Source organism: Sphaerisporangium sp. NPDC051017, assembly GCF_040683095.1.
In the GTDB taxonomy this organism is placed as follows: domain Bacteria; phylum Actinomycetota; class Actinomycetes; order Streptosporangiales; family Streptosporangiaceae; genus Sphaerisporangium.
On the sequence record NZ_JBFBCI010000064.1, the window covers coordinates 1 to 23,848 of the forward strand.

General features: G+C 69.6%; 19 protein-coding genes and 2 pseudogenes. 13 read left to right on the forward strand and 8 right to left on the reverse strand.

Annotated features, from left to right (window positions below; genetic code table 11):
• A pseudogene (locus tag AB0M95_RS33960) lies at positions 1-744 on the forward strand (phospholipid carrier-dependent glycosyltransferase); the annotation flags it as partial.
• A gap of 5 nt (positions 745-749) precedes the next feature.
• Here AB0M95_RS33960 and AB0M95_RS33965 read toward each other — a convergent pair.
• Positions 750-2,276 carry a hypothetical protein gene (locus AB0M95_RS33965; RefSeq protein WP_363773635.1) on the reverse strand — a complete coding sequence of 509 codons (1,527 nt, stop codon included), beginning with the start codon at positions 2,274-2,276 and terminating at the stop codon, positions 750-752.
• 111 nt (positions 2,277-2,387) lie between these two features.
• Here AB0M95_RS33965 and AB0M95_RS33970 point away from each other — a divergent pair, with 111 nt between their 5' ends.
• The 7 genes from AB0M95_RS33970 to AB0M95_RS34000 all read left to right on the forward strand — a co-directional run bounded on the left by AB0M95_RS33970 (position 2,388) and on the right by AB0M95_RS34000 (position 11,486).
• Positions 2,388-3,629 (forward strand): glycosyltransferase family 2 protein, encoded by a 1,242-nt coding sequence (locus AB0M95_RS33970; RefSeq protein ID WP_363773638.1) that lies wholly within the window; start codon positions 2,388-2,390, stop codon positions 3,627-3,629.
• 61 nt (positions 3,630-3,690) lie between these two features.
• Complete coding sequence (metG, locus tag AB0M95_RS33975) at positions 3,691-5,472, forward strand: methionine--tRNA ligase (RefSeq protein ID WP_363773641.1); 1,782 nt, start codon at positions 3,691-3,693, stop codon at positions 5,470-5,472.
• Between the two features lie 63 nt (positions 5,473-5,535).
• The gene (locus tag AB0M95_RS33980) at positions 5,536-6,396 is read left to right on the forward strand and encodes a TatD family hydrolase (protein ID WP_363773644.1); all 861 of its coding nucleotides are present in this window, start codon (positions 5,536-5,538) and stop codon (positions 6,394-6,396) included.
• Between the two features lie 195 nt (positions 6,397-6,591).
• On the forward strand, positions 6,592-7,581 hold the full coding sequence (locus AB0M95_RS33985; protein ID WP_363773647.1) for a ubiquitin-like domain-containing protein: 990 nt from the start codon (positions 6,592-6,594) through the stop codon (positions 7,579-7,581).
• A 105-nt stretch (positions 7,582-7,686) separates the two neighbouring features.
• The gene (gene rsmA / locus AB0M95_RS33990; RefSeq protein ID WP_363773650.1) at positions 7,687-8,544 is read left to right on the forward strand and encodes a 16S rRNA (adenine(1518)-N(6)/adenine(1519)-N(6))-dimethyltransferase RsmA; all 858 of its coding nucleotides are present in this window, start codon (positions 7,687-7,689) and stop codon (positions 8,542-8,544) included.
• 110 nt (positions 8,545-8,654) lie between these two features.
• Positions 8,655-9,629, forward strand: coding sequence for a 4-(cytidine 5'-diphospho)-2-C-methyl-D-erythritol kinase (locus tag AB0M95_RS33995; protein ID WP_363773734.1), 975 nt, complete (start codon positions 8,655-8,657; stop codon positions 9,627-9,629).
• Between the two features lie 63 nt (positions 9,630-9,692).
• Positions 9,693-11,486 carry an ABC-F family ATP-binding cassette domain-containing protein gene (locus AB0M95_RS34000; protein ID WP_363773653.1) on the forward strand — a complete coding sequence of 598 codons (1,794 nt, stop codon included), beginning with the start codon at positions 9,693-9,695 and terminating at the stop codon, positions 11,484-11,486.
• A gap of 36 nt (positions 11,487-11,522) precedes the next feature.
• Here AB0M95_RS34000 and AB0M95_RS34005 read toward each other — a convergent pair whose 3' ends face one another.
• Entirely contained in the window at positions 11,523-12,083 is a 561-nt protein-coding gene (locus tag AB0M95_RS34005; protein ID WP_363773737.1) for a MarR family transcriptional regulator, read from the reverse strand.
• Between the two features lie 90 nt (positions 12,084-12,173).
• Here AB0M95_RS34005 and AB0M95_RS34010 point away from each other — a divergent pair, with 90 nt between their 5' ends.
• Both AB0M95_RS34010 and AB0M95_RS34015 read left to right on the forward strand, forming a co-directional pair.
• Positions 12,174-12,959: a trans-aconitate 2-methyltransferase gene (locus tag AB0M95_RS34010; RefSeq protein ID WP_363773656.1), complete on the forward strand. Its 786-nt coding sequence runs from the start codon at positions 12,174-12,176 to the stop codon at positions 12,957-12,959.
• Positions 12,960-13,127: 168 nt separating this feature from the next.
• Positions 13,128-14,618: a CYTH and CHAD domain-containing protein gene (locus tag AB0M95_RS34015; protein ID WP_363773659.1), complete on the forward strand. Its 1,491-nt coding sequence runs from the start codon at positions 13,128-13,130 to the stop codon at positions 14,616-14,618.
• Between the two features lie 1,005 nt (positions 14,619-15,623).
• Here the strand turns inward: AB0M95_RS34015 and AB0M95_RS34020 are convergent.
• Positions 15,624-15,893: a DUF4158 domain-containing protein gene (locus AB0M95_RS34020; protein WP_363773662.1), complete on the reverse strand. Its 270-nt coding sequence runs from the start codon at positions 15,891-15,893 to the stop codon at positions 15,624-15,626.
• Positions 15,823-16,293 (reverse strand): annotated as a pseudogene (locus AB0M95_RS34025) (DUF4158 domain-containing protein); the annotation flags it as partial. The gene AB0M95_RS34020 and the pseudogene AB0M95_RS34025, both read right to left, overlap by 71 nt.
• On the opposite strand from AB0M95_RS34025, the gene AB0M95_RS34030 reads away from it, so the two are divergent.
• Positions 16,198-16,929 (forward strand): hypothetical protein, encoded by a 732-nt coding sequence (locus tag AB0M95_RS34030; RefSeq protein WP_363773740.1) that lies wholly within the window; start codon positions 16,198-16,200, stop codon positions 16,927-16,929. The pseudogene AB0M95_RS34025 and the gene AB0M95_RS34030 overlap by 96 nt on opposite strands.
• A gap of 76 nt (positions 16,930-17,005) precedes the next feature.
• Here the strand turns inward: AB0M95_RS34030 and AB0M95_RS34035 are convergent, their stop codons facing one another.
• The gene (locus tag AB0M95_RS34035) at positions 17,006-17,353 is read right to left on the reverse strand and encodes a hypothetical protein (RefSeq protein ID WP_363773665.1); all 348 of its coding nucleotides are present in this window, start codon (positions 17,351-17,353) and stop codon (positions 17,006-17,008) included.
• A 1,495-nt stretch (positions 17,354-18,848) separates the two neighbouring features.
• Between AB0M95_RS34035 and AB0M95_RS34040 the strand changes: the two genes are divergently transcribed.
• Positions 18,849-20,828, forward strand: a complete 1,980-nt coding sequence (locus AB0M95_RS34040) for a DNRLRE domain-containing protein (RefSeq protein WP_363773668.1) — start codon at positions 18,849-18,851, stop codon at positions 20,826-20,828.
• 209 nt (positions 20,829-21,037) lie between these two features.
• On the opposite strand, the gene AB0M95_RS34045 is transcribed toward AB0M95_RS34040, so the two are convergent.
• The gene (locus AB0M95_RS34045; RefSeq protein ID WP_363773671.1) at positions 21,038-21,241 is read right to left on the reverse strand and encodes a hypothetical protein; all 204 of its coding nucleotides are present in this window, start codon (positions 21,239-21,241) and stop codon (positions 21,038-21,040) included.
• 1,167 nt (positions 21,242-22,408) lie between these two features.
• Between AB0M95_RS34045 and AB0M95_RS34050 the strand changes: the two genes are divergently transcribed.
• The gene (locus AB0M95_RS34050; RefSeq protein ID WP_363773674.1) at positions 22,409-22,639 is read left to right on the forward strand and encodes a hypothetical protein; all 231 of its coding nucleotides are present in this window, start codon (positions 22,409-22,411) and stop codon (positions 22,637-22,639) included.
• A gap of 628 nt (positions 22,640-23,267) precedes the next feature.
• On the opposite strand, the gene AB0M95_RS34055 is transcribed toward AB0M95_RS34050, so the two are convergent.
• Positions 23,268-23,531: a DUF1883 domain-containing protein gene (locus AB0M95_RS34055; protein WP_363773677.1), complete on the reverse strand. Its 264-nt coding sequence runs from the start codon at positions 23,529-23,531 to the stop codon at positions 23,268-23,270.
• Between the two features lie 17 nt (positions 23,532-23,548).
• The gene (locus AB0M95_RS34060) at positions 23,549-23,767 is read right to left on the reverse strand and encodes a hypothetical protein (RefSeq protein WP_363773680.1); all 219 of its coding nucleotides are present in this window, start codon (positions 23,765-23,767) and stop codon (positions 23,549-23,551) included.
• Between the last annotated feature and the right edge of the window lie 81 nt (positions 23,768-23,848).

The window sequence follows — 23,848 nt, forward strand, 5'->3', positions numbered from 1 at the left end:
GCTGTGCGCCGTGATGTGCCGGCTGCTTTGGCCGGGCTGGGGCTGGTCCCGGTCGTGGTGTACCTGGCGAGCTGGACCGGCTGGTTCGCCAGCCCGTACGGATGGGGGCGCAACTGGGAGCAGGCGACGAGCAGCGGGTGGGCGTACTGGGTGTTCAGCTCGTTCCGCTCGTGGGTCGGCTACCAGACCGAGGTGCTCGGCTTCCACACCGGTCTGACCACGCCCCACTCCTACCAGTCCTGGCCCTGGCAGTGGCCGCTGCTGATCCGCCCGGTCGCGTTCTACTACCCCGGCGACGTGCGGGGATGCGGCGCCTCGAACTGCTCGCAGGCCGTGCTGGGAGTCGGCACCCCCGTGGTCTGGTACGGCGCGCTGATCGCGCTCATCGCGCTGATCGCCTGGTACGTCGCCACCCGTGACTGGCGGGCCGGGGCCGTCCTGCTGGCCTACGGCGTCGGCTGGCTGCCGTGGTTCTACTACGCGATATCCGACAAGCGCACGATGTACCTGTTCTACATGGCCCCCATGCTGCCCTTCATGGCCATCGCCATCGCCCTGGCAGCCGGACTGCTCATCGGCCCCGTCAGCGCCGGGACGAACCGCAGAGCCGTCGGCGCGGCCGTCGTCGGCGCGTTCACGCTGCTGGCACTGATCAACTTCTGGTGGCTGCACCCCATCCTCACCGCCGAGACCATCACCCAAGACGACTGGTACCGGCGCATGCTCTTCCCGAGCTGGATCTAGGCCACCTAGGACACCGGCTCGGACACAGGTTCGGACGTGGGCCCGGCCGCCGCGCGCCGCGGCCACCGCACCCCCTGGTGGAAGGCGATGGCGGCCGACAGGAACGCCAGCGGCAGCGCGGGCAGCAGGTAGCGGTAGTCGAACTCGGCCGTGGCCGCCGGCGCGACCACCAGGGCGGCCGACGCCACCCAGGGCAGCAGCTCGGGCCCGCCGAGCTTGCGCCACCGCGCGATCGCCCCTGCCGCGCCCACGAGCAGCGCCAGGCCCAGCACCAGCCCCGGCATGTAGACCACCCGCTGGTAGCGTTCCATGATCGTCGCCCAGGGCCAGTACGCGTGTGTACTCGCCCGTCCCTGCTCGTACGCCACCATGTCGCGGTCGACCGTCCCCTGGTAGCTGTTCCACGTCGGCGGCGACTTCTGCAGAAGGTCCGGGTCCTTGGCGCTGACGCCCTTGCTGTCGAACTGGTACTGCGCGTAGGTGAGGGCGTCGGGGAACACCGGGCGGTCCCAGCGGAAGCTGCGCAGCAGGTCGCCCGCGACGGCGGCGAGGTAGTCGCCCGGCTGGGCGAGGATGGCCCGCCTGGCGAACGCGCCCGCCGCGTCGTTCAGCGCGCGGTCGAACTTGTTGCCGCCCCAGCGGTGCAGCACCTCGCCCTCGCCGTTGTACCAGAGGTAGAGCTGCGAGAACTGGCTGCGGGCGATGGCCGGGTTGATGCACAGCGGGATCAGCTCCTGCTCGCGCCGCAGGTCCGGCTTGATCTTCTTGCAGTCGGCGAACTTGGCCGTGCGCATGTAGAGGATGAGCCCGTCGCTCTGGGTCAGCGCGAACTGCCCCTGCGCGGAGGCGAACCAGCCCATGTACGCGACCACCGGCACCGCGCAGGCCGTGACCATCGCCAGGATCGTCCGCCAGCCGGTGCGTTTGATCAGCAGGAACACCACCACGACGGCCAGGATGGGCAGGCCGATGCTGCGCGTCAGCGCGGTGAGCGCCAGCAGCAGGCCCACCGCGACGCCCACCCGCCACGACATGCGGCGATGCCACAGGACCAGCGTCACCAGACCCACGATGAGCAGCGTGAACATGGTGTCGGACATGATCAGCGATTCGAGCTGGATCTGGTACGCGTCGAACAGCACCGGCACGGCGGCGAGCGTCGCGCCCCAGTCGGGCAGGCCAAATTTGCGTCTGAGAAGCACATAGATCAGCACCGCCGTGGCCAGGCCCATGAGGTGCTGGGTAAAGACCACCAGCGCGAAGCTGTGGAAAGGCTTGAGCGCCAGCAGCCAGAACCCGTACCCGTCGGGACGGATCGGATGCGGGCGGGGGTGCAGCGCGACCGAGACGTACTCGTAGGAGTCGTTGAACCACATCGCCGGTCGGTAGCCCAGCATGGCGATGATCCGCAGCGCCGCGCCCAGCGTGAAGGCGATCACGAAAAGGCGGCGCGACCTGAGGAACGCGACCAGGCGCGCGCGCTTGCTCCGTGACGGCGCTTCCGCCTGCGCCGGTTCGGCAACGGTCACCATGGTTTACAGGATGCCAGCCCTTTCGCCGAGTTGACCCGAGCACCTGGGGGCAGAGGGCATCATGGTGGAACTACGCACGGATGATCGAGGCGCGGAACGAGGGGTTTCGACGTGGAACTGACCGTGGTCATGCCATGCCTGAACGAGGCGGAGACCGTCGAAACGTGTGTGCGCAAGGCACTGGCGTGCATGGCCGAGCACGGCATCGAGGGCGAGGTCGTGATCGCCGACAACGGCAGCACCGACGGGTCCCAGCAGCTCGCCCGTGACGCCGGCGCCAGGGTCGTGCACGTCGACGAGAAGGGGTACGGCAACGCCCTGATGGGCGGCATCCGCGCCGCGCGCGGCCGCTACGTGATCATGGGCGACGCCGACGACTCCTACGACTTCACGGCGCTGATGCCCTTCGTCGAAGAGCTGCGCGGCGGCGCCGACCTGGTCATGGGCAACCGCTTCCGCGGCGGCATCGCCCCCGGCGCCATGCCCCCGCTGCACCGCTACCTCGGCAACCCCGTGCTGTCGTTCATCGGACGGCTGTTCTTCCCGAGCGCCATTCGCGACTTCCACTGCGGCCTGCGTGGGTTCCGCCGCGACAGCATCCTCACCCTCGGCCTCCAGACCGGCGGCATGGAGTTCGCCAGCGAGATGGTCGTCAAGGCGACGATCCAGGGCCTGGACGTCCGCGAGGTGCCCACCACCCTCAAGCCCGACGGCCGGTCCCGTCCGCCCCACCTGCGCTCTTGGCGGGACGGCTGGCGCCACCTGCGGTTCCTGCTGCTCTACAGCCCCCGCTGGCTGTTCCTGATCCCCGGTATTGCGCTGATGGTCCTCGGCCTCGCCGCGGGCACGGCGCTGACCTTCGGCACGGTGCGCATCGGCAAGCTCGCCTTCGACGTCGACACCCTCGTCGGCGCCTCGGCGATGGTCGTGATCGGTTTCCAGGCGGTGCTGTTCGCCCTGTTCACCAAGGTGTACGCCGCCGAGGAGGGCTTCCTGCCGGAAGACCGCCGCATCCGGCGCCTGGTCGACGTCGTCACCCTTGAACGGGGCCTGATCGCCGGCGGCCTGCTTGCCCTCGCCGGCCTCGCGGGCATGGTCGCCTCGCTCGCCCACTGGCAGACGCGCGACTTCGGCGAGCTGATCCCGGCCGTGTCCCTGCGCCTGGTCGTCCCGTCCGCGACCGCCCTCGTGATCAGCTTCCAGACGATCTTCGCGGCGCTGTTCATCAGCATCCTGGGCATCCGCCGCACCAAGGAGACCCCGGTCGACGTCGCCGCCTCGGCCGCCGAGGAAGCGGCGGAGGCCGTGCGCATGGCGCCGCCCGCGGACGCGGAGCGCGAGAACGCCCTCTGAACGGCGTTCCGGTGGCGGCGGAGCGCGATGAGCATCCCCCGGGACCTTTAGGCTTGGGGGCATGTCCCAGCACATCTTGACCGCCGTCGCGTGGCCCTACGCCAACGGTCCTCGGCACATCGGGCACGTCTCCGGGTTCGGCGTGCCGTCCGACGTCTTCAGCCGCTACCAGCGGATGGCGGGCAACAAGGTGCTGATGGTCAGCGGCACCGACGAGCACGGCACGCCCATCCAGGTGCAGGCCGACCGCGAGGGCGTCACCGCCCGCGAGCTCGCCGACCGCTACAACCGGGTGATCGCCGAGGACCTGACCGCCCTCGGCCTGTCGTACGACCTGTTCACCCGCACCACGACGGCCAACCACTACGCCGTCGCGCAGGAGATCTTCAAGGGCCTGCACGAGAACGGCTACATCTTCCCGAAGACCACGATGGGCGCGGTCTCGCCGTCCACGGGCCGCACGCTGCCCGACCGCTACATCGAGGGCACCTGCCCCATCTGCGGGTACGACGGCGCGCGCGGTGACCAGTGCGACAACTGCGGCAACCAGCTCGACCCGATCGACCTGATCAACCCCAAGAGCCGCATCAACGGCGAGACGCCCAAGTTCATCGAGACCGAGCACTTCATGCTCGACCTCCCGGCGTTCGCCGAGACGCTCGGCACCTGGCTGCAGTCCAAGCAGGGCGAGTGGCGGCCGAACGTCCTGAAGTTCTCGCTCAACCTGCTCGGTGACCTGCAGCCGCGCGCGATCAGCCGCGACCTCGACTGGGGCGTGCCGATCCCGCTGGACGGCTGGCGCGACCGCGAGGACAAGCGGCTGTACGTCTGGTTCGACGCGGTCATCGGCTACCTCAGCGCCTCGATCGAGTGGGCCCGCCGGTCGGGCGACCCGGACGCCTGGCGGCAGTGGTGGCAGAACCCGGACGCCCGCGGCTACTACTTCATGGGCAAGGACAACATCGTCTTCCACTCCGAGATCTGGCCCGCGATGCTGCTCGGCTACAACGGCGAGGGCGCCCGCGGCGGCTCGCCCGGGTCGCTGGGCAAGCTGGCGCTGCCGTCGGAGGTCGTGTCCAGCGAGTTCCTGACCATGGAGGGCCGCAAGTTCTCCTCCAGCCGCCAGGTCGTCATCTACGTCCGTGACTTCCTGTCCCGGTACGACGCCGACGCCCTGCGCTACTACATCGCGGTCGCCGGCCCAGAGAACCAGGACACCGACTTCACCTGGTCGGAGTTCGTCAACCGCAACAACGGCGAGCTGGTCGCCGCCTGGGGCAACCTGGTGAACCGGTCGATCTCCATGGCGGCCAAGAACTTCGGCCAGGTCCCCGAGGCCGGTGACCTCACCGACGCCGACCGCGCGCTGCTGGAGCGCAGCCGCGCGGCGTTCCCGGCGGTCGGGGCGGAGCTCGGCAGGTCCCGGTTCAAGAACGCGGTCACCGAGGCGTTCGACGTCGTCCGCGACGCCAACCGCTACCTCGCCGAGCAGGAGCCCTGGAAGCTCAAGGACGACCCGGAGCGCGTGAAGTCGATCCTGCACGTCGCGCTCCAGGTCGTCGACGACGCCAAGACGCTGCTCACCCCCTTCCTGCCAGGGTCGTCCAACAAGGTGTTCTCCATGCTGGGCGGCGAGGGCGTCTGGTCGGGGATGCCCCAGATGCAGGAGGTCGACGAGGGCGGCCGGGGCTCGTACCCGGTGATCACCGGCTCATACGACGGCCAGGCCACGTGGGAGTCCACACCGATCCGGCCGGGCACGCCGCTGGCCCCGCCGACCCCGCTGTTCGTCAAGCTCGACCCCAAGGTGGTCGACGAGGAACTCGCCCGCCTCGGCGAGTGACCGCCCCGACCCGTACTTCGCGCGCACCTCGCACGCACCTCGCACGATGGAGGCCATGACGTGATGACCTCTCCCTCCCTCCCGGCGGCTCCCGAGCCGCTGGCAACGGAGGTCTTCGACAGCCACTGCCACCTGGACATCATGGTGGGCGAGCGCAAGGCGTCCTCCGGCGACCAGGTCGCGCTCGCGGCGCAGGCGTCGGGGACGGGCGTCGGGAAGATCCTCGCCGAGGCGCGCGCGGTGGGCGTCACCCGGCTCGTCACCATCGGGTACGACCTGCGCTCCTCCCAGTGGGGCGCGCGGGTCGCGCGCGAGCACGACGACGTGTACGCGGGCGTGGCGATCCACCCCAACGAGGCGCACGCGGCCACGCCCGAGACGCTGGCCGAGATCGAGCGCCTCGCGGGCGAGACGCGGGTGCGGGCCGTGGGCGAGACCGGGCTGGACCACTTCCGCGACTGGGCCTCGCACGAGGACCAGGAGGCCTCGTTCCGGGCGCACATCGAGATCGCCAAGCGGACGGGCAAGGCGCTGGTCATCCACGACCGCGACGCGCACGACGAGGTGCTGCGCGTCCTCGCCGACGCGGGCGCGCCGGACGTCGTGGTGTTCCACAGTTACTCGGGGGACGCGGACATGGCCCGGCGGTGCGTCGATGCCGGATATTTCATGTCATTCTCCGGCCCGGTCACCTACAAGAACGCCGGTTACCTGCGCGAGGCCGCCCAGGTCGCCCCGCCGGAGCTCATGCTCGTCGAGACGGACGCGCCCTACCTGCCGCCCACCCCGCACCGCGGCAAGCCCAACGCCCCCTACCTCATCCCGCTGACGCTGCGCTGCCTCGCCGAGGTCAAGGGCATGGACGCCGACGAGCTGGCCCGCGTCATCAACGAGAACGGGGAGCGCGTCTTCGGCGCCTGGTGAGGGCCGCGGGCCCTGTCGCCGGGGCCCTGGAACGGGTCCCGGGCACCCGCGCGCGGGCCGGATCGGTGACTCCAAGCGACGACAATGTCACGGACCGGTTTCGTTGATCCGGTTGAGGGCCCCCGAGGGCGGCGCTAGCGTCGGCAGCCGGTCTACTCGCCGGTCTACACGCCCGGTCTATCCGAAGGACGCGCTGTGCAACCACCACCGGCCCCGGCGCCGGCCACTCGGCGTGCTGGGTCACGCCGCGCCCCGCGCCGCCCCTCACGCCTGCGGCGCCGCCTCACCGCGGCCGTCCGCTCGCCATGGACGGCACTGCTCTGCGCCACGGCGGCGGGCGTCACGGCCGGCGTGCTCACCGGCGAGGTGCTCGCCAAGGAGGTCCGGCTCGCGGTCGACGGTGGTGAGACCACGATCCTCAGCTTCGGCGGCACCGTCGGGGAGGTCCTCGGCGGCCTGAAGATCCGGATCGGCCCGCATGACCGCGTCGAGCCCGCGCCCGGGCACGAGGTCCGCGACGGCACGTCCATCCTCGTGCGGCACGCCCGTCCGCTGGTGCTCACCGTGGACGGCCGCAGGAGCAGGCACACGGTCACCGCGCTCAACGTGGGTGAGGTACTGGAGCAGCTCGATCTGGACGACCGCCCGGCGACGCTCTCGGCGTCCCGCATGCGGCAGATCCCGGTGTCCGGCTTCGCGCTGAGCGTCCGCACCCAGCGCCGGGTCACCGTCGTGCGCGGCGGGGTACGGCTGGACACGATCACGACCGGGCGAACGGTGCGCGCCGTGCTGGCCCAGCACAAGATCACCCTGGCGAAGGGCGAGCGGGTGCGCCCGCCGCTGGGCACGTTCCCCGAGGACAGCCAGGTGATCCGCATCATCCCGGCCCCGCCGCCGCCCCCCGTCCACGCCTCGCCGGTCAACCCGTCGGTGACCGCGCTGAACTGGACGGCGCTGGCGCGCTGCGAGACGTACGCCAACCCGAAGTCGTTCAACCCCCGCGGGCCGTACTACGGCATGTACCAGTTCAGCCTGCCGATGTGGCGGGCCGTCGGCGGCACGCGGACGCCGCTGGACTGGCCGGCGGGCGAGCAGACCTACCGCGCCCAGCTCCTCTACCAGCGGGTGGCCGGCCGGTGGCACGGCCAGTGGCCCAACTGCGGGGCGCGCCTGTTCAGCCGCTGATCCCAGTGGTACCCGCGCCCGGCGCGGGCCACGAGGCCGCGTTCCTCCCGGCCGGGGATCGCACGAGGCCCTCTGCGCACTTCTCCGGTGCGGGACACTGGGGGGATGGGGAGCTCGATTGTGGACCTGCTCGGCCCGGCGGAGATTCGTAACTTGGCGGACAAGCTCGATCTGCGTCCGACGAAACGGCTCGGACAGAACTTCGTCATCGACGGCGGCACGGTCCGGCGCATCGCCCGGGTGGCCGAGCTGTCGTCCGGCGACGTCGTGATCGAGGTGGGGCCCGGCCTCGGCTCGCTCACCCTCGCGCTGCTCCCGGAGGTGTCGCGGCTGGTGGCGGTCGAGATCGACCCGGTGCTCGCCGGGCAGCTCCCGCTGACGGTCGCCGAGCGGGCCCCGTCCCTGGCCGGCCGGCTCACGGTCGTCCAGGCAGACGCGATGCGCGTGCGCCCCGAGCAGCTCGGCGGCGAGCCCACGGCGCTGGTGGCGAACCTTCCGTACAACGTGGCGGTCCCGGTCGTGCTCCACCTGCTGGAGGTGCTGCCCTCGCTGCGCCGCGGGCTGGTCATGGTGCAGTCCGAGGTGGCCGACCGCATGGCGGCGGGTCCGGGGTCCAAGGTGTACGGCGTGCCGTCCGTCAAGGCCGCCTGGTACGCGGACGTGCGTCGTGCCGGGCCGGTGGGGCGCACGGTGTTCTGGCCGGTGCCGAACGTCGATTCCGGGCTGGTCGCGCTGACCCGCCGCGAGCCGCCGCCCACCACCGCCTCCCGCGAGGAGGTCTTCGCGGTCGTGGACGCGGCGTTCGCCCAGCGCCGCAAGACGCTCAGGGCCGCGCTGGCGTCCTGGGCGGGCACGCCGGCCGCCGCGGAGACGGCGCTGCGCGCCGCGGGCGTCGACCCGTCGCTGCGGGGCGAGCAGCTCGCCGTCGAGGACTTCGCGAGGATCGCCGAGCACCGCCCCTGACCTCCGACGCCGGCACCCTGACGTCCGGACATCCCGCCCCTGGCGCCGTGGCGGGGTTCGGTCGTTTGCGGGGTGGCGACGGAGCGTTACGATCGTGTTCCGTGACTTCCGTGACCGTCCGCGTGCCCGCCAAGGTGAACCTGCAGCTCTCCGTGGGCCCGAGGCGCGACGACGGCTACCACGACCTGGTCAACGTCTTCCACGCCGTGTCCCTCTTCGACGAGGTCACCGCCTGGCGGAACCCAGGGCCCGCCGCCACCGGGTCCGGGGGCGCGGCGATCGAGCCCGGGATCGCGGCGTCCGGGGCGGACGACCCGCCGGGCGCCTCCGTGACGGTCACCGTCGAAGGCGAGTCCGCCGACCTGGTGCCCCTCGACGGCACCAACCTCGCGGTGAAGGCCGCTCTGGCCCTCGCCGAGCGCGCCGGGCGGCGGCCGGACGTCCGGCTGCGCATCCGCAAGGCGATCCCCGTCGCGGGCGGCATGGCCGGCGGCAGCGCCGACGCCGCCGCGACGCTGGTGGCCTGCGACGCGCTGTGGGGGCTCGGCCTGCCCCGTGAGGAGCTCATGGAGATCGCCGGTGATCTCGGCAGCGACGTCCCCTTCGCCCTCTTCGGCGGCACGGCCGTCGGCACCGGGCGCGGCGAGAAGCTGACCCGCGTCCCCGTCGCCGGCCGCTTCCACTGGGCCTTCGCGCTCGCCGAGGGCGGCCTGTCCACCGCCGAGGTCTACGGCGAGTGCGACCGGCTGCGCGAGGCGACCGGCGAGCAGGTCGCGTGGCCCAGCGCGTCCGACGAGCTCCTGGCCGCGCTCGCGGTCGGGGACGCGAAGGCGCTCGGCGCCGTCCTGTCCAACGACCTGCAACCCGCCGCGCTGCTCCTGTGCCGTCCCCTGGCCCGCACGCTCACGGCCGGCCGCGAGCACGGCGCCCTCGGCGCCCTCGTCTCCGGCTCCGGCCCCACGTGCGCCTTCCTCGCCGAGTCCGAGGACCACGCCACGACCCTGGCGACCGCCCTGGAGGCCGCCGGTGTATGCCGCACGGCCGTCACCGCCTCCGGCCCCGTCCCGGGCGCCGAGATCGTCTAGGGCCTGGGGAAAGACGCCCACGAATCCGGAATTCCCTCCTCCTCCCTATAGGCTGTCCACGCGATGAATCTGGTCAACCTCGAATCGGTGTCCCATGCCTACGGGCCCAAGCCGCTGCTCGACAAGGTGTCCCTCGGTGTCGAGGCCGGTGATCGCATCGGTGTCGTGGGGCGCAACGGCGACGGCAAGACGACGCTCATCTCGGTGATCGCCGGCACGCTGAAGCCCGACGGCGGCCGGGTGACGCACAACCGCGGCCTGCGCATCGGCGTCCTGTCCCAGCGCGACGATCTCGACCCCGCGCTGGAGGTGCGGCGGGTCGTCCTCGGCGACCGCGCCGAGCACGAATGGGCGGCCGACCAGACGGTCAGAGAGATCCTGGCCAACCTTCTCGGCGACATCGAGCTCACCGCCAAGGTGGGGGAGCTGTCCGGTGGCGAGCGGCGGCGCACGGCCCTCGCCCGCCTGCTGATCGACGAGCATGACCTGGTGCTTCTGGACGAGCCGACGAACCACCTCGACATCGAGGCCATCGCCTGGCTGGCCGGCCACCTGTCGGCGCGCCGGTCCGCCCTGCTCGTGGTCACCCACGACCGGTGGTTCCTGGACGCGGTCTCCACCCGCACGTGGGAGGTCGTGGACGGCACCGTCCAGCGGTACGAGGGCGGGTACGCCGCGTACGTCCTGGCCAAGGCCGAGCGGGCGCGCATCGCGCAGGCGGCCGAGGAGCGCCGGCAGAACCTGATGCGCAAAGAGATCGCGTGGCTGCGCCGCGGCCCGCCCGCGCGCACGTCCAAGCCGAAGTTCCGCATCGAGGCGGCGCAGGCGCTGATCGCCGACGAGCCGCCCGCGCGTAACACGGTCGAGCTGGTGAAGTTCGCCTCGGCGCGGCTCGGCAGGACCGTCTACGACCTGGAGGACGTCACCCTGCACGCCGGCGGCCCCGGCGAGGGCCCGCTGGTGCTGGAGCGCTGCACCTGGCAGTTCGGCCCCGGCGACCGCATCGGGCTGATCGGCGTGAACGGCTCGGGCAAGTCGTCGGTGCTGCGGCTGCTCGCGGGCACCGTGCGCCTGGATTCGGGCGGGGTCGTCCAAGGCAAGACGGTGCGCCTGGCGTACCTCTCGCAGGAGATCGCCGAGCTGGACCCGGCGCGGCGCGTGCTGGAGACGGTCGAGGAGATCCGCAAGTTCGTGCAGGTCGGCAAGCGCGAGTGGACGGCCTCCCAGTTGCTGGAGCGCCTCGGGTTCCGGGGCGAGGCGCAGTGGAAGGTGGTCGGCGACCTGTCGGGCGGCGAGCGGCGGCGGCTCCAGCTGCTGCGCCTGCTGATGGACGACCCGAACGTCCTGCTGCTGGACGAGCCGACCAACGACCTGGACATCGAGACGCTGAACGAGCTGGAGGACCTGCTCGACGGCTGGCCGGGCACGCTGATCCTCGTCAGCCACGACCGCTACTTCCTGGAGCGGGTTACCGACCGTTCGGTCGCCCTGCTGGGGGACGGGCGGCTGTCGCTGCTGCCCGGCGGCGTCGACGAGTACCTCCAGCGCCGGTCCTCGGGCGCGGCCGTGACCGCGCGGGCGGCGTCCGCGCCGGAGGACGTCCGGAGCGAGCAGCCGGCGGCGCCCGCGGGGCTCTCGGCCAAGGAGGAGCGGGAGCTGCGCAAGGAGCTGTCCCGGCTGGAGCGCCAGCTCGACAAGCTGGGTGAGCGCGAGGCCACGCTGCACGCCGAGATGGCCGACGCCGCCGCCGACTACGGCCGTCTGGCCACCCTCGACGCCGAGCTCAAGGACCTGCGGGGACGCAAGGAGTCGGTCGAGCTCGAATGGCTGGAGGTCGCCGACAAGCTGGGCGAGTGACCGGGCCCGCCCGGGGTCACACGAGCGGCCGGGACGTCAGGAGGCGTTCTCGCCGGCGTCGAACGGGACGAGGATCGTCCGCAGCAGCCCGGCCAGGGCGTGCTGGGCGTCGGGGTCGAGGCCCGCGAGCAGGACGCGTTCGCGGCGCAGCAGGTCGGCGAAGGCCTCGTCCACCCGCTCGCGGCCCTGGTCGGTGAGGGTGACGAGGACGCCGCGCCGGTCCTCGGGGTCGGGGCGCCGGCGCACCAGGCGGGCGGCGGCCAGGCGGTCGATGCGGTTGGTCATCGTGCCGGATGTGACGAGCGTGGCGCGCAGCAGCGCCCCGGGGCTGAGCTCGTACGGCTCGCCGGCCCGGCGCAGGGTGGTGAGGACGTCGAACTCCCAGGACTCCAGGCCGTGCTCGGCGAAGGACGCCCGGCGGGCGCGGTCGAGGTGGCGGGCGAGCCGGGAGACGCGGCTGAGCACCTGCAGCGGGGAGACGTCGAGATCGGGACGTTCCTTGCGCCAGGACGCGACAAGCTGATCGACCTCGTCCCGGGCGGTGTCCTGGGAGGGGTCCCGGAGGGACTCCACGACATCCTTCGTGCCTTCGGGCATATCGGCGACCCCGTCGCTGTGGCGCGTCGTCATGCGCCCGAGTCTATCTCTCTTGACGTCGAGACATCTCTGCCGATATGAACTATCTTGATGTCAAGAGATATGTGGGATCCCGCCGTGTACAGCAGGCACGCCGACGAGCGTGCCCGCCCGTTCTTCGAGCTGCTCTCCCGCGTCCGCGCCGAGCGCCCGGATTTCGTCGTCGACCTCGGCTGCGGGCCCGGCGAGCTGACCGTCGAGCTCGGCCGCCGCTGGCCCGCGGCCGCCGTCCACGGGATCGACTCCTCGCCCGCGATGATAGCCAAGGCGCCGCCGGGGCCGTCTTTCAGCGTGGCGGACGTCCGCGACTGGCGCCCGGACCGCCCGGTGGACGTGATCTTCTCCAACGCGCTCCTCCAGTGGGTGCCCGAGCACCGCGAGCTGCTCGCGCGCTGGGTGGACGACCTCACGCCGGGCGGATGGCTGGCGTTCCAGGTGCCGGGTAATTTCGACGCGCCGAGCCACGCGGCCGTCCGGCGGATCTGCGCGTCGCCCGCGTGGAGCGACCGCCTCGGCGACCTGGTCCGCCCCGACCCGGTGGACGGCCCCGAGGGCTACCTGGCGCTGCTCGCCGGCCTGGGCTGCGAGGTCGACGCCTGGGAGACGACCTACGTCCACGTGCTCCCCGGCGAGGACGCCGTGCTCTCGTGGATCTCCGGGACGGCCCTGCGCCCGATGCTCGACCGGCTCGCGGGCGACGAGCCGGCGTGCGAGACGTTCCTCGCCGACTGCGCGCGCGAACTGGACAAGGCCTACCCGCCGCGCCCGTATGGCACGCCCTTCCCCTTCCGCCGCGTCTTCGCCGTCGCCCACACGCCCGCCGGGACGTCGGCGTGAGCGGGAAATCGCCTCGAGTTCCTGGAGCCGGAGGGGCCGCTCGACGAGGCTGTATAAAGGCTTCGTAAGCGAACTCTTTCGATGTGGAAGTATAAGTCGCCTACTGATCGCTGATTGTTAACCTAAAGGTGGCATTATGGCCGGGATTCGGCTACTTAGGGGTGGGTCATGGCGATCGAGATCGAGGACAAGTTCGACGTGCCGGTGGACTTCGCGATGCCCGACTTCGCCGGGGTCCCGGGGTGCGAGGAGCCCGTCGACATGGTGAGCCACCGCCTGGTGGCCGTCTACTTCGACACGCCGGACCTGCGCCTGGCCGCCCGCGGCATCACCCTGCGGCGGCGGCGCGGAGGCGACGACGCCGGCTGGCACCTGAAGTTGCCGAAGGCCAAGGGGGTGCGCAACGAGATCACCCGGCCGCTCACCCGCAGTGCCAAGATCGTGCCCCCTGAGCTGGCCGAGCTGGTGATGGCGCAGACCCGGGGCGAGAAGCTCGTCCAGGTCGCCGAGCTGGAGACGCTGCGCAAGGTCACCAGCCTGTGCGGCGCCGATGGCACGCGCCTGGTGGAGATCGCCGACGACCACGTCAAGGGCACCGTGTTCGGCGAGGACCAGCACGTCGAGCGCTGGCGCGAGGTCGAGGCCGAGCTGATCGACGGCGACGAGGGCGTGCTGAAGAAGGTCGGCAAGCGCCTGCGCAAGGCCGGCGCCACCCCGGCGGACACCGAGAGCAAGCTGGCCCGCCTCCTCGGCGACCGTATCCCCGTCGGCCCCGTCCAGGCGACCGCCGCCCTGGACCCGGACTCGGCGGGCGGCGTGGTCGTCGCCTACGTGGCCTCGCAGGTGGCGGCCCTGACGGCCCAGGACCCGCGGGTCCGCAGGTCGGAGGAGGACGCCGTCCACCAGATGCGGGTGGCCGGCCGCCGCCTGCGCAGCGCGCTGAAGTCGTTCTCCGCCGTGATCACCGAGACCACCGGAATCCAGGACGAGCTGCGGTGGATCTCCAACGTGCTGGGGGAGGCCCGCGACCTGGAGGTGATCCGCGAGCGCTTCGCCGCCCACCTGGACGAGCTGGAGCCCGAGGTCGTGTCCGGCCCGGTCCGCACCCGGCTCGGCGACGACCTCGCCGAGCGCGAGCGGGAGGCGCTGGGACGCGCGGTCGAGGCGATGAGCGGGGAGCGGTACTTCGCCCTGCTCGACCGGCTGGACGCGCTGGTCGTGAACCCCCCGCTCACCCCGCTCGCCGTCAAGAGCGCCGACGTCACGCTGGCGCGGGTCGCGGACAAGAGCTGGAGGCGCGTCGTGAAGCGGTACGAGACGGCGCAGGCCATCGAGGACGCCGAGCAGCGCGAGATCGCCATGCACGACGTGCGCAAGGCGGCCAAGCGCGCCCGGTACACCGCCGAGGCGCTGCGCCCCCTGCTCGGCGACGAGGCGGACGCGCTGGCCAAGCGCGCCAAGGCCGTGCAGACGGTCCTCGGGCTGCACCAGGACGGCATGGTCGCCCAGAAGATCCTTCTGGAGGAGGCCGAGCGGGCGCGTCAGGCCGGTGAGGACACCTTCACCTACGGCCTGCTCGCCGGGATCGAGCGCGCCACCGCCGAGCGCTCGTACGAGCAGTTCCCCGCCGTGTGGGCCGAGGTGACGGGCGCGTCCTGACTTCTGCGCGACCGGAGCCGAGTCACAAGTCGATCACAGTCCGTCGGATATCGCTGAGGCGACCGATCACGCCCCGTCAACCTGCCCTGTCATGAAGGGCCAGGTCACGGCGCTGTGAGCTAGCTGTAGCAGTCGGTGAGCGGGAGCCAGAGCGGTTCCCGCTCACTGGCTTGTGAAACCTCATTGCGACACGCCAGAGGCGGTAGGGCCATGGCCGCCCACCTGGCGATCACCTAGGCCCGGGCGCTGCTCGCCGAGCGCGGCATCGGCCTGAACCACGCCCCCAAGCGGCGCCAGTGTCCCGTCTCGCCTTGCCCGGCCTCCGCCCCGGCCGCACTGCGAACGCGCCGTAGCAGGCGTTGCAGGCCTTCACTGAGCGCGAAGACGGCTTCCGCCGCGAGGTCCTGCAGCGGCATGACCTCCCGCGGTCTGCCTGGTGGACTGAATCGGAGGATGCTTTCCAGCGTGAGCTCGCTGAGCGAGGCATCGACCCCAGTGCCCCGCTGCCCTGCAACGACCCCGCGACCGGATCGGAGGCGCATCGATGAGCACCCCGCCGACCTGCCCCATCTGCGCCGGGCCCATCACTGTGGCGCGCACTGGCCACCCCGCCAAGTTCTGCGGCACGCCCTGTCGCCAGGCCGCTCACCGTGCCCGGTCTAGCGCCGGACGTACCAGCATCGACGCGCTGTCCACACGGCACCGTCTGGTCGTGGAGGCTGAGCGCCTGGCCCTCGCCGTCGACCAGCTCGCAGCCGTGGCCCGCGCGGCCGCCGATCTGCCTCTGCCGACGGCGCCGAACCAGGCACGGGGTGAGAGGACGAACTGGAGGGTCTCGCCCGGCGAGCATCACGCTTGGCCGGCACCGTTGCCGCCACGACCCGCGAGCATCGCCGCCGGGTCGACGACTACCGTGACGCAGTAGCCATCGCTGGGATTGACCCCGTGGACGAGGCCTGCGCGGAGGTCGCCTCGGCGTAGGCCTTGTCACCGACGGCTTGGTGATCAAGGGGGCAGAGCCGTCCCGACCATCTCCATCAAAGTGACCACACCCGGCCGGATCACCTTCGCCGCGATCAGATATTCACGCGCGAGATGGAACAACAGCGTCGGCGAGTCGTGCCCCATCGCTCGGTCCAGCAGGAACTGCTCCAGCTCCATGAACTCCGCGCTGCCCGGTGAGGCCTGCTTCCAGATACTTCGCCTCCGACCGAAGATGATCGGTCCGGGTCTGCTCCCGCCCGCCGTACTCCTCCAGCACCGCCGGGTCCACATCCAGCCGCTCCGCCAGCCGGGCCACCGCCACCGGCGGTGCCGAGCTAACCTCATCCGGCACGAACCCAAGCCACGGCAACGTACACAGGTGAACAGAATGCCCCAGGCGGTCCGCTGGGCCCCTCTCACAGCCCGGGTCGACGAACGCGACATCAGCCGGCGTCAGCGTGAAGAACCGGATCAGATCGTCGCGGCCGATGTCGGGGAACGACCGCAGCTGCTCCAACTGATCGTCAGAGAACAACCGCGTCGACACCGACCACCTCCACGACGTATCAGGCAAGCGGTACGAACGGTAGCGGTAGTGATCAGAACGCCCGACGCTGACCCCAGCACCACTGCAGGTCAGCGATATCCGTTGATTTTCGGCCAGGACTACCAGTACCCCGTGTATGAGCACCGGCAGGCCGGATACCTGCAGGAGGTCAACCGGCTGAGCCAGGAGGAGAAGCCCTGGCGGGCGTTCGCCCGCGACATCGAGGCTCGGGTCGCCGAGCTCACCCGGGCTGATGTCCGGCACCTTGGGCAGGGCGAGGCCCTGGACTGGCATGGATGGATCCAGCGGGTCGAGCAACTGCAGGCCATCATCGCCGCCGCCAGCCTTGCCCAGGGAAACAACACCGTGCTCCTGGCCGCCCGCGGGCGGCTGGCCACCGCGCTGGCGGAGGTCTCGACGATGCTCGCCGACCTCGAGGTCACCCCGCCCGCCGAGGCGCCCGCCGACGTCACCGGCTATACAGCCAAGGAGATCTGGGACAGCGCCTCCGGCATGTTCAGCGGGCCGCTACTCACCACAATCGCCTCTCTGGCCAAAGGGATGCACCTGCCCGCCGAGTCGACCCGGTGGGCCCTGGCCGAGCTGCACAAGGCCGGACGCATCCGGCTGTTCCGCTACCCTTCCACGGCTACCAGAACGGGTCCCCCGGCTCGCTCCACGACCAGGCCAGCTGTCACCTGGTGCTCGTCGGCCCGCCGCCGGAGGACCACGAACGCAAGCGGCCCACGGCCGTCGTTGACATGTGTGGGGCGGCAGTGATTGGCGTAAACCGGCCGCCACCGATGTGCGGGATGGCAGGACTTGTCGCTACATCGCGGTGTCCCCTTTGCGGCCGTCAGTTCGAGGCGGGCTCTTCCTGGTGCGTTGCAGCCGCACTCGTTCTGCGTCCGCGTGCGATCAACCAGAGGAGCCAGGCTTGGAACAGCCCGGCGGCCGGGAACAGCCAATAGGTCACTTGAGGGAGCGCGGTGAGTGGCAGGAGCATGAGGAGCTGCGAGGCCGGCAAGGTGACCGCGAACATCACTATGGCCTCCAGGCCTTGGCTGCCTGGTTGGCGGGTACTGATTTCGACGTAGAGGGTCGCGGCGATGACGACCAGTGCATAAGAGCCAGCGGTGGCCAGGGCGAAGGCGCCCCGGTCGTATCGGGAGACGTAGCGGCCAACAGCTTGAATAAAGCGCATGGACCTAAGTTTGCAGCATATCCCGCCTTAGCGTTCAGTCCTGCACAGATCTTCCTCTCTCGCTGGCTGCAGCCAGGTGGGACAGATGGCCTCGCGATACATCGCCGTTCTCGTCGAGCATCCCTCTGACCAGGGTGTTGCCTCTTTCAGCCCTATTTCTCCACCCCGGATTGGGCGTGCTTTACATGCCAGCCGGAACGCCGGTTTGAGTCCTGTCGTTTTGGTCGGGCGTCGTGCGGAGGCCAGTCACGGGTGTTGCCGCAGACGGGGCGTAATGCGTACCTGGCCTTGACGTTGCCTTGACGCCCCGGTAGTACCGTGCCCGCACATATCTGACGTAGTCAAGCAGAAGTGCGATGTACGTGGTTTCCACGATGGCCGAGCTCGGTTGCTTGTGATAAAGAGCCATGAATCTTTTCACTTTCCCCTTTCTGTCCCTCGATAAAACCTGTGGAATCGGCCTTCGAGTAGGGGTTTCGAGGGTTTGAGGTCGCTGTGATCTAGGACACATAAATGCTGTTCTCGTGTCACTGCATACGGTGATCTTGCCTGATCAAACGTTCGATGTTTCTGTATACTGACCGCTGAGGCGCTGCATGGATCCCGGGGCCGTAATTTCTCACGCGATCATGCTAGTCAAGCTGAAGATTTTCTGTATAACTTGATACTGCCCTTATCTCCCCTCATTTAGGGAAGTCAATGACCCATTCTCGAAGGCTGGCGTTAGCTTGCGCTTTTAGCGCTGGGGCTGTTTTGGTTGCCACCACGGCGGCCTACGCCTCGCCCACCCCTCAGCACTCCTCGTCCGTGGCATCGGCCGGTGCTGAGCGTACGGTCGTCGACCGTACGGAGACCTCCACCGCCTACAAGTTGCCGAACGGCAAAATCCTCACCGAATTGCACGCCGGACCGATCCGCGTCAAGCAGGCCGATGGCAGCTGGGCCGACATCGACACCCACCTCATCGCCGACGGCGCCACCCTGCGGCCCAAGGTGGCCAAGAGCGACGTGCGCTTCTCCACAGGCGGGTCGGGCCCGTTCGCGAAGGTGGAGCAGGCTACCGGTGCGGTGTTGGAGCTCGGCTGGGCGGGCTGGCTGCCCAAGCCGGACATCGACGGCAGCAGGGCCATCTACCGCGGCGTGGTCGCCGATGGCGCCGGCGACCTGGTGTCCACCGCGCTGCCCACCGGTCTGCGCTTCGACGTCGTCCTCAACCGCCGCCCAACCGGGCCGGTCGAGATCAAGGTCCCTGTGATTGGCAAGGGGCTGCAGGTCAGCCAGGACAAGGGCGGCCGGTTGACGGTCAAGGAGGCCGACAAGGTCGTCGCCGCCTCCTCAGCCCCGGTGATGTACGACGCAAACTCCCCACTCGCCGCCCACAGCAGAAAGGGCCAGCAGGCCCGCACGATGCAGGGCGGCCAGGGACGGGTCGGTGCCATCACCACTGAAGTGGCCGACAGCAGCAGGGGCAAGACGCTGGTCCTCAAGCCCTCGAGTGAGTTCCTGGCCGACCCGGCCCACGGCCTACCCGGTCACCGTCGACCCCTCGGTCGTGCTGCCACTGAACGGCGACACCGACGTCAACAGCGTCTTCGACGGCAACAACGTCACCGGAGAGTACTTGAAGGCGGGCACCGAGGCCGACGGAGAGAAGGCTCGCGCCTACCTGCGGTTCAACACCCAGGGCCTGAAGACCCCCACCAGCGCGGTTCTCAAGCTGACCAACCTCGACGCCCCCTCCTGCGGTACGAACGTCGGAGCCGGCATCCAGGTACGGCGAGTCACCGGCTTCTGGGCCGCCGACCAACAGACCTGGACCCCGCAGCCGACCAACACCACCGAGGACGCCGTCACCTCCACCGAGGGCTCTCAACTCGGCTTCTGCGGCAGTGGCACCATGACCTGGAACATCACCCCGATCGTGGCCAAGTGGGCCGCCGGGACCCCCAACCACGGCCTGGTGTTGCAGTCCCCCACAGAGACCGCCAGCGCCAACCACCGTATCTTCGCCTCCGCGGAGAACATCGACGGCCTGGAGCCCCCGGCCCTGGAGATCACCTCCGATGAAATCATCACCCCCGGCGAGGGCTACGACCCCGCAGACCCGGGCCCGGAACCGTACAAGCCGGGCAGGGTCGAACCCGAGACAGGCGTGTGGATCACCGACGCCATCGACCTGGCCGATGATGGCCTGATCACCACACGCAGCCACAGCGCAGGCCAGCGCGTCGACGCCACTCAGCCGAACGAAGCGGTGCTGGGGCCCAACTGGCGGTTCGAACCGCTCGGCGGGCGACTCGGGGACCGGCTCCAGGACTACAGCGCCAACGGCTACCTGCAGATCAAGCAGTCCAGCGGGGTCAGTTCCGACCGGTTCCTCGTCGATCCCGCAGACCCTAACAAGTTCGTCGCTCCCGACGGTGCCGGGACGATTGTGCGCAACGCCAATGGCACCTTCACCCACACACATGTCCTCACCAGCACGGACGAGACGACCGGCCAGCCGATCAGCACAGACTTGATCGACGTGTGGACCAAGGTCGGCGCCACCTACCTGATCACCGCTGACGGTTCCAGCGAGAATGGCATGACCGCCATCACCTACGACAGCGCAGGCCGGTTCGCCACGCTGGCGACTCCTATGACTGCAGGAACGGACTGTCGCGTCTTGAATGTGGCTACATGCTCCGTCGCGCAATTCGCCTACGCCGCCACCACCACTGCTACAACGACAGCTCTCGGTGACATCGCCGGTCAACTCAAGAGCGTTACCTACGACGCGGTCGGCACCCCCGCCCCCGTCGTGGCGGCCAGCTACGCCTACGACAACACCAAGAAGTTGCGGCAGATCACCGACGCCCGCCAGGTGGATGGCGAACCCGTCAAAACCACCACCTACACCTACGACGCCACGGGCAACATCACCGCCCTGTCCAGCCCAGAGGCCGGCCAGTGGACCCTGACCTATGCATCGGCCGGCAAGCTCACCGGCTACACCCAGGTGGTTACTCCCTTGGCCATCCCGTCCCCGTCCAAGTGCCCGTACATGTCCCAGTTTCTCTGGGGCCAAAATGGGTGCGTTGTACCGGACGGTGTTCCGATGATGTACGGCAAGGCGAAACTCCCGGTGGTCAGCGTCAGGACTGTAGGCGGCAAGTGGGTCAAGGGCGTCATCAACGACCACTGCACCTCGCCGGTCGGCAGCTACCCCAGCAACTTCAACTTCGTCCGGGCCTGCGACATGCACGACTACGGCTACGGCATCATCTACTACAGCAAGACCGACAGCTACTGGGTTAAATCCAAGAAATACGCGGCGGACGCCGTCTTCTACACCACCCTGCGCGACTATGTCTGCAATGCCTACTCCGACAAGCCCATCCCGCGCGTCACGTGGACCCTACGGTCCCATTGCAAGGACTGGGCCCACAGCTACTACCTCGCCGTCTACTACCGTGGCGGATTGGAGATGTAAAGCACCACACGAACACACGAGACATGTCGCTCCATGAAGAATCATCTGCGTCTGCTGCGGCGTGTCGATCAAAGTGGTCACGCACGACCTGACCATGTGAACGCAGGATAGAACGCGGACAGGCCCCCGCACCGGATTGGTGCGAGGGACTGTCTCGACGTGGTGGGATCAGTGCCGGTGTCCAGGGCTGCTTACCTCAGTCCCGGACATCAGCATGAGCAGGTGATTGTGGCGTCGACGATGGCGAGCGCCGCCGTCACCGTGTGGCCGAGGCTCTGGCAGACCGGGATGTTGTAACGGTGGGCCAGGTGGATCAGGTACCGGTTACGTTCGGGGTTGGGGCAGCCCGGCAGGCAATAGAGGATTCCTTCCTCCGGGGTTGGACTTTCCTGTAACGGGTTATGGAGCCGCACGTCAGCTGTCTACAGTGGGCAGATCACGAGGTCGCCCCCGCCCTGGCGCCAACCTGACGGGGACGACTCGCGGCGGCGGGCCCGGGTCTACCTGGGCCCGCCGATCCACCACCTCGCCGTCATCTCCAGCGCGGTGAGGATCGCTCGGAAGATAAGCGGTCCCCACTCGTTCCAGTCAGGCCGGCGACTCCGCCGACGATTGGCAGCCATGGCTTCCCCGTCCTCGTCCAGCACGGACGAGACGCGGGTCGACCACCCCGATGGTCGGTTGATCCCCGGGGGCGGGACCAGACCGACGGCTGCTGCATCGAGCGGATGAGGGAAGTGTAGATCTCTCCCGCCCACTTCCTGACCGAACACTGATCTCGCGTGCCGGGTTCTCGCGCCTTGGCCGCCCTGCAACGCTCCGTCGGCGCCCCCTCGCAGGCGCCGCGGCCGCCGCTCAGATCCCGGCTGGCCGCCGTACGGCGGAACCCCTTCGGCCGGGACAAGGGGCACGGCCTTTGACAGTACGAGGGCCGACGGGGCGAGTTCCTAGGCCAGAGACGGTCGCGGCGGCCTGCTATTGACGGTCTGGTCCCTTCCACGGTCGGATCAACCCGCATCGCGTCCGATTCCCCGGCTTCCCGGCGTTGATCTCGCGCTTGATCGCGTGCGCGTTCTTGATCCACCAGGGCGCAGGCCCGCTCCATCAAGGCATCAGACCACGCCGCCCGGGCGCGTGCTACGGCCTCCGGGCGGCCGTGTTCGCGTTCGTCGTCGTAGGCGATAGCAGCGCGCTCGAGTTCTTTGCGTGCGCGACGGCAATGCTGCCTCGCCTGAGCGAGGGCCATCTCAGCCTGCACATCGGGCCCGTAGGCGCTCACCAGATCAGTGTGCGGCTCCAAGATCTACCGCCATGATCCGCTGAAAATCCTTTGCGTGTTCAAGGGCGGCCGTTGGCCGCCCTTGCGGTTGCCGAAAAGAATGCGAGGGCGCCTCCGGGAGAGTCCGTCGCCGCGGGCTCCGGAACTGTGAACACGGGGCCCGCGCGCGAAGCGGAGGGCCGTTGCCGAAAGACGTATGCACCACGTTCGCCGATGCGCTGAGCGTGGCGAACGGGCGGTCGGTCACGATGTCGTCACTGGGCATCCGGCCAGGTGAACCCGACCAGCATCATCGGGCCTCATGGCAGACAACAAGACGACCGCGTGGGTCCGGTACGTAATGCCGGTCATGGTCGAGGTGGACTACGAGCACGACCAGGTGCTGCGGGTGGTCACCCTCCCGGAGAAGATCCGCCAGGACCGCGACGACCGCGGCCAATTCCTGGTGTACGACGACCAGTTCATCCGCCGCCACGACGACGATCAGCTGTGGCTGCACGCTTCCAGTGAAGCCGAGCCACGCTGGCAATAGGACCAACTACGGGCCGGACCGCCGGTCAACTGGCCGGGCATCGACCAGTGGGAGGAAGGTTCGACCTCACCGAGGCCGATGACCGTTACGCCGAGATCAACCCCTACGACGAGCCGAAGCGGTAGAACCGGGCGCGTTGCTGAAAGAGCTGGCGAGCCCGCCGGTCTCGGGGTACGTCAGGAATATGGCCAAGATGACGAAGGCGGACTCGGCCCGGATCCAGTCCTCCAAGGACAAGAACCCGGGCAACCTCACTGACCGCACCGGCTTCGCTCAGCGGGCGCACTCCAGTGCCGACAAGAACGAGCATCGCCAGCAGAGCGCCGAGAGCCGAATTGGTCTTTGTGGGGATCAAGGGCGGCGGCCGCACCCGCCGCGTGGCCGGACCGCGCGCCCGGCGGCCTGCCGGACCCGGGCATGCGGCATTTCGGGCCGGTCCCGGGCCGGCGCCACCCGGCGCTCTCCCGCCGACCGACCGGGGCCGCCGCCCGCCTTCTGGAGCACGTTGCCGAAACTTCTGGCCGTCAGCCCATCAGGGCCCGACGGACCCAGACGCCCAGATCTGTGTCCGGCTCGTAGACCGCCCGGGATACCTCGCCAGGCACGACCATGATGCCTGCGGACGCGGTCAGTCGAAGACCTCGGTGACCTGGACCCTGACCCGCTGGCCATTACTGTCGACGACGAGATACCAATAGTCGTCGTAGGGCACCTCCAGGACGACGGGGCTAACGTCATAGAAGCCGCCATAATACTCGTACTCGCCGCCGTCGAGATATGCCTGGTAGTGGTCGATGTCCATGAGGCATACCCTCGCGGGCGAGCCGCGCAGCTCCACCTCGAAGCAGGCGCCGCTGGCGCGAGATCCGAGGTCCCAGTAGAGATGCTCCACACGCTATTAGTAGCGGGTCACGCAATGGGCAGGAAGCCGGGTGCGGATCCGCGCTGGACGTCCGGACGCGCGTTTTGCTCCTCATGATGTTCCTTCTCAGGAGTCAGCATCCGGAGGCACACCCGTGACCGCGCTCGGTAGCCGTCCAGCACCTTGCGCGCGGCCTTGGTCTCCGGCGGCGGCACGCCACCGCCGCCCGCCGCGACGGCAAGACCCTGGAGTGCATCGGCCGCCACGGCGGGTGGGCGGACGGCTCGGCCGCCCTGTTCGGCTACCTGGAAAAGGACGATCGCTGGACCGACAACCCCGTCGTCGGG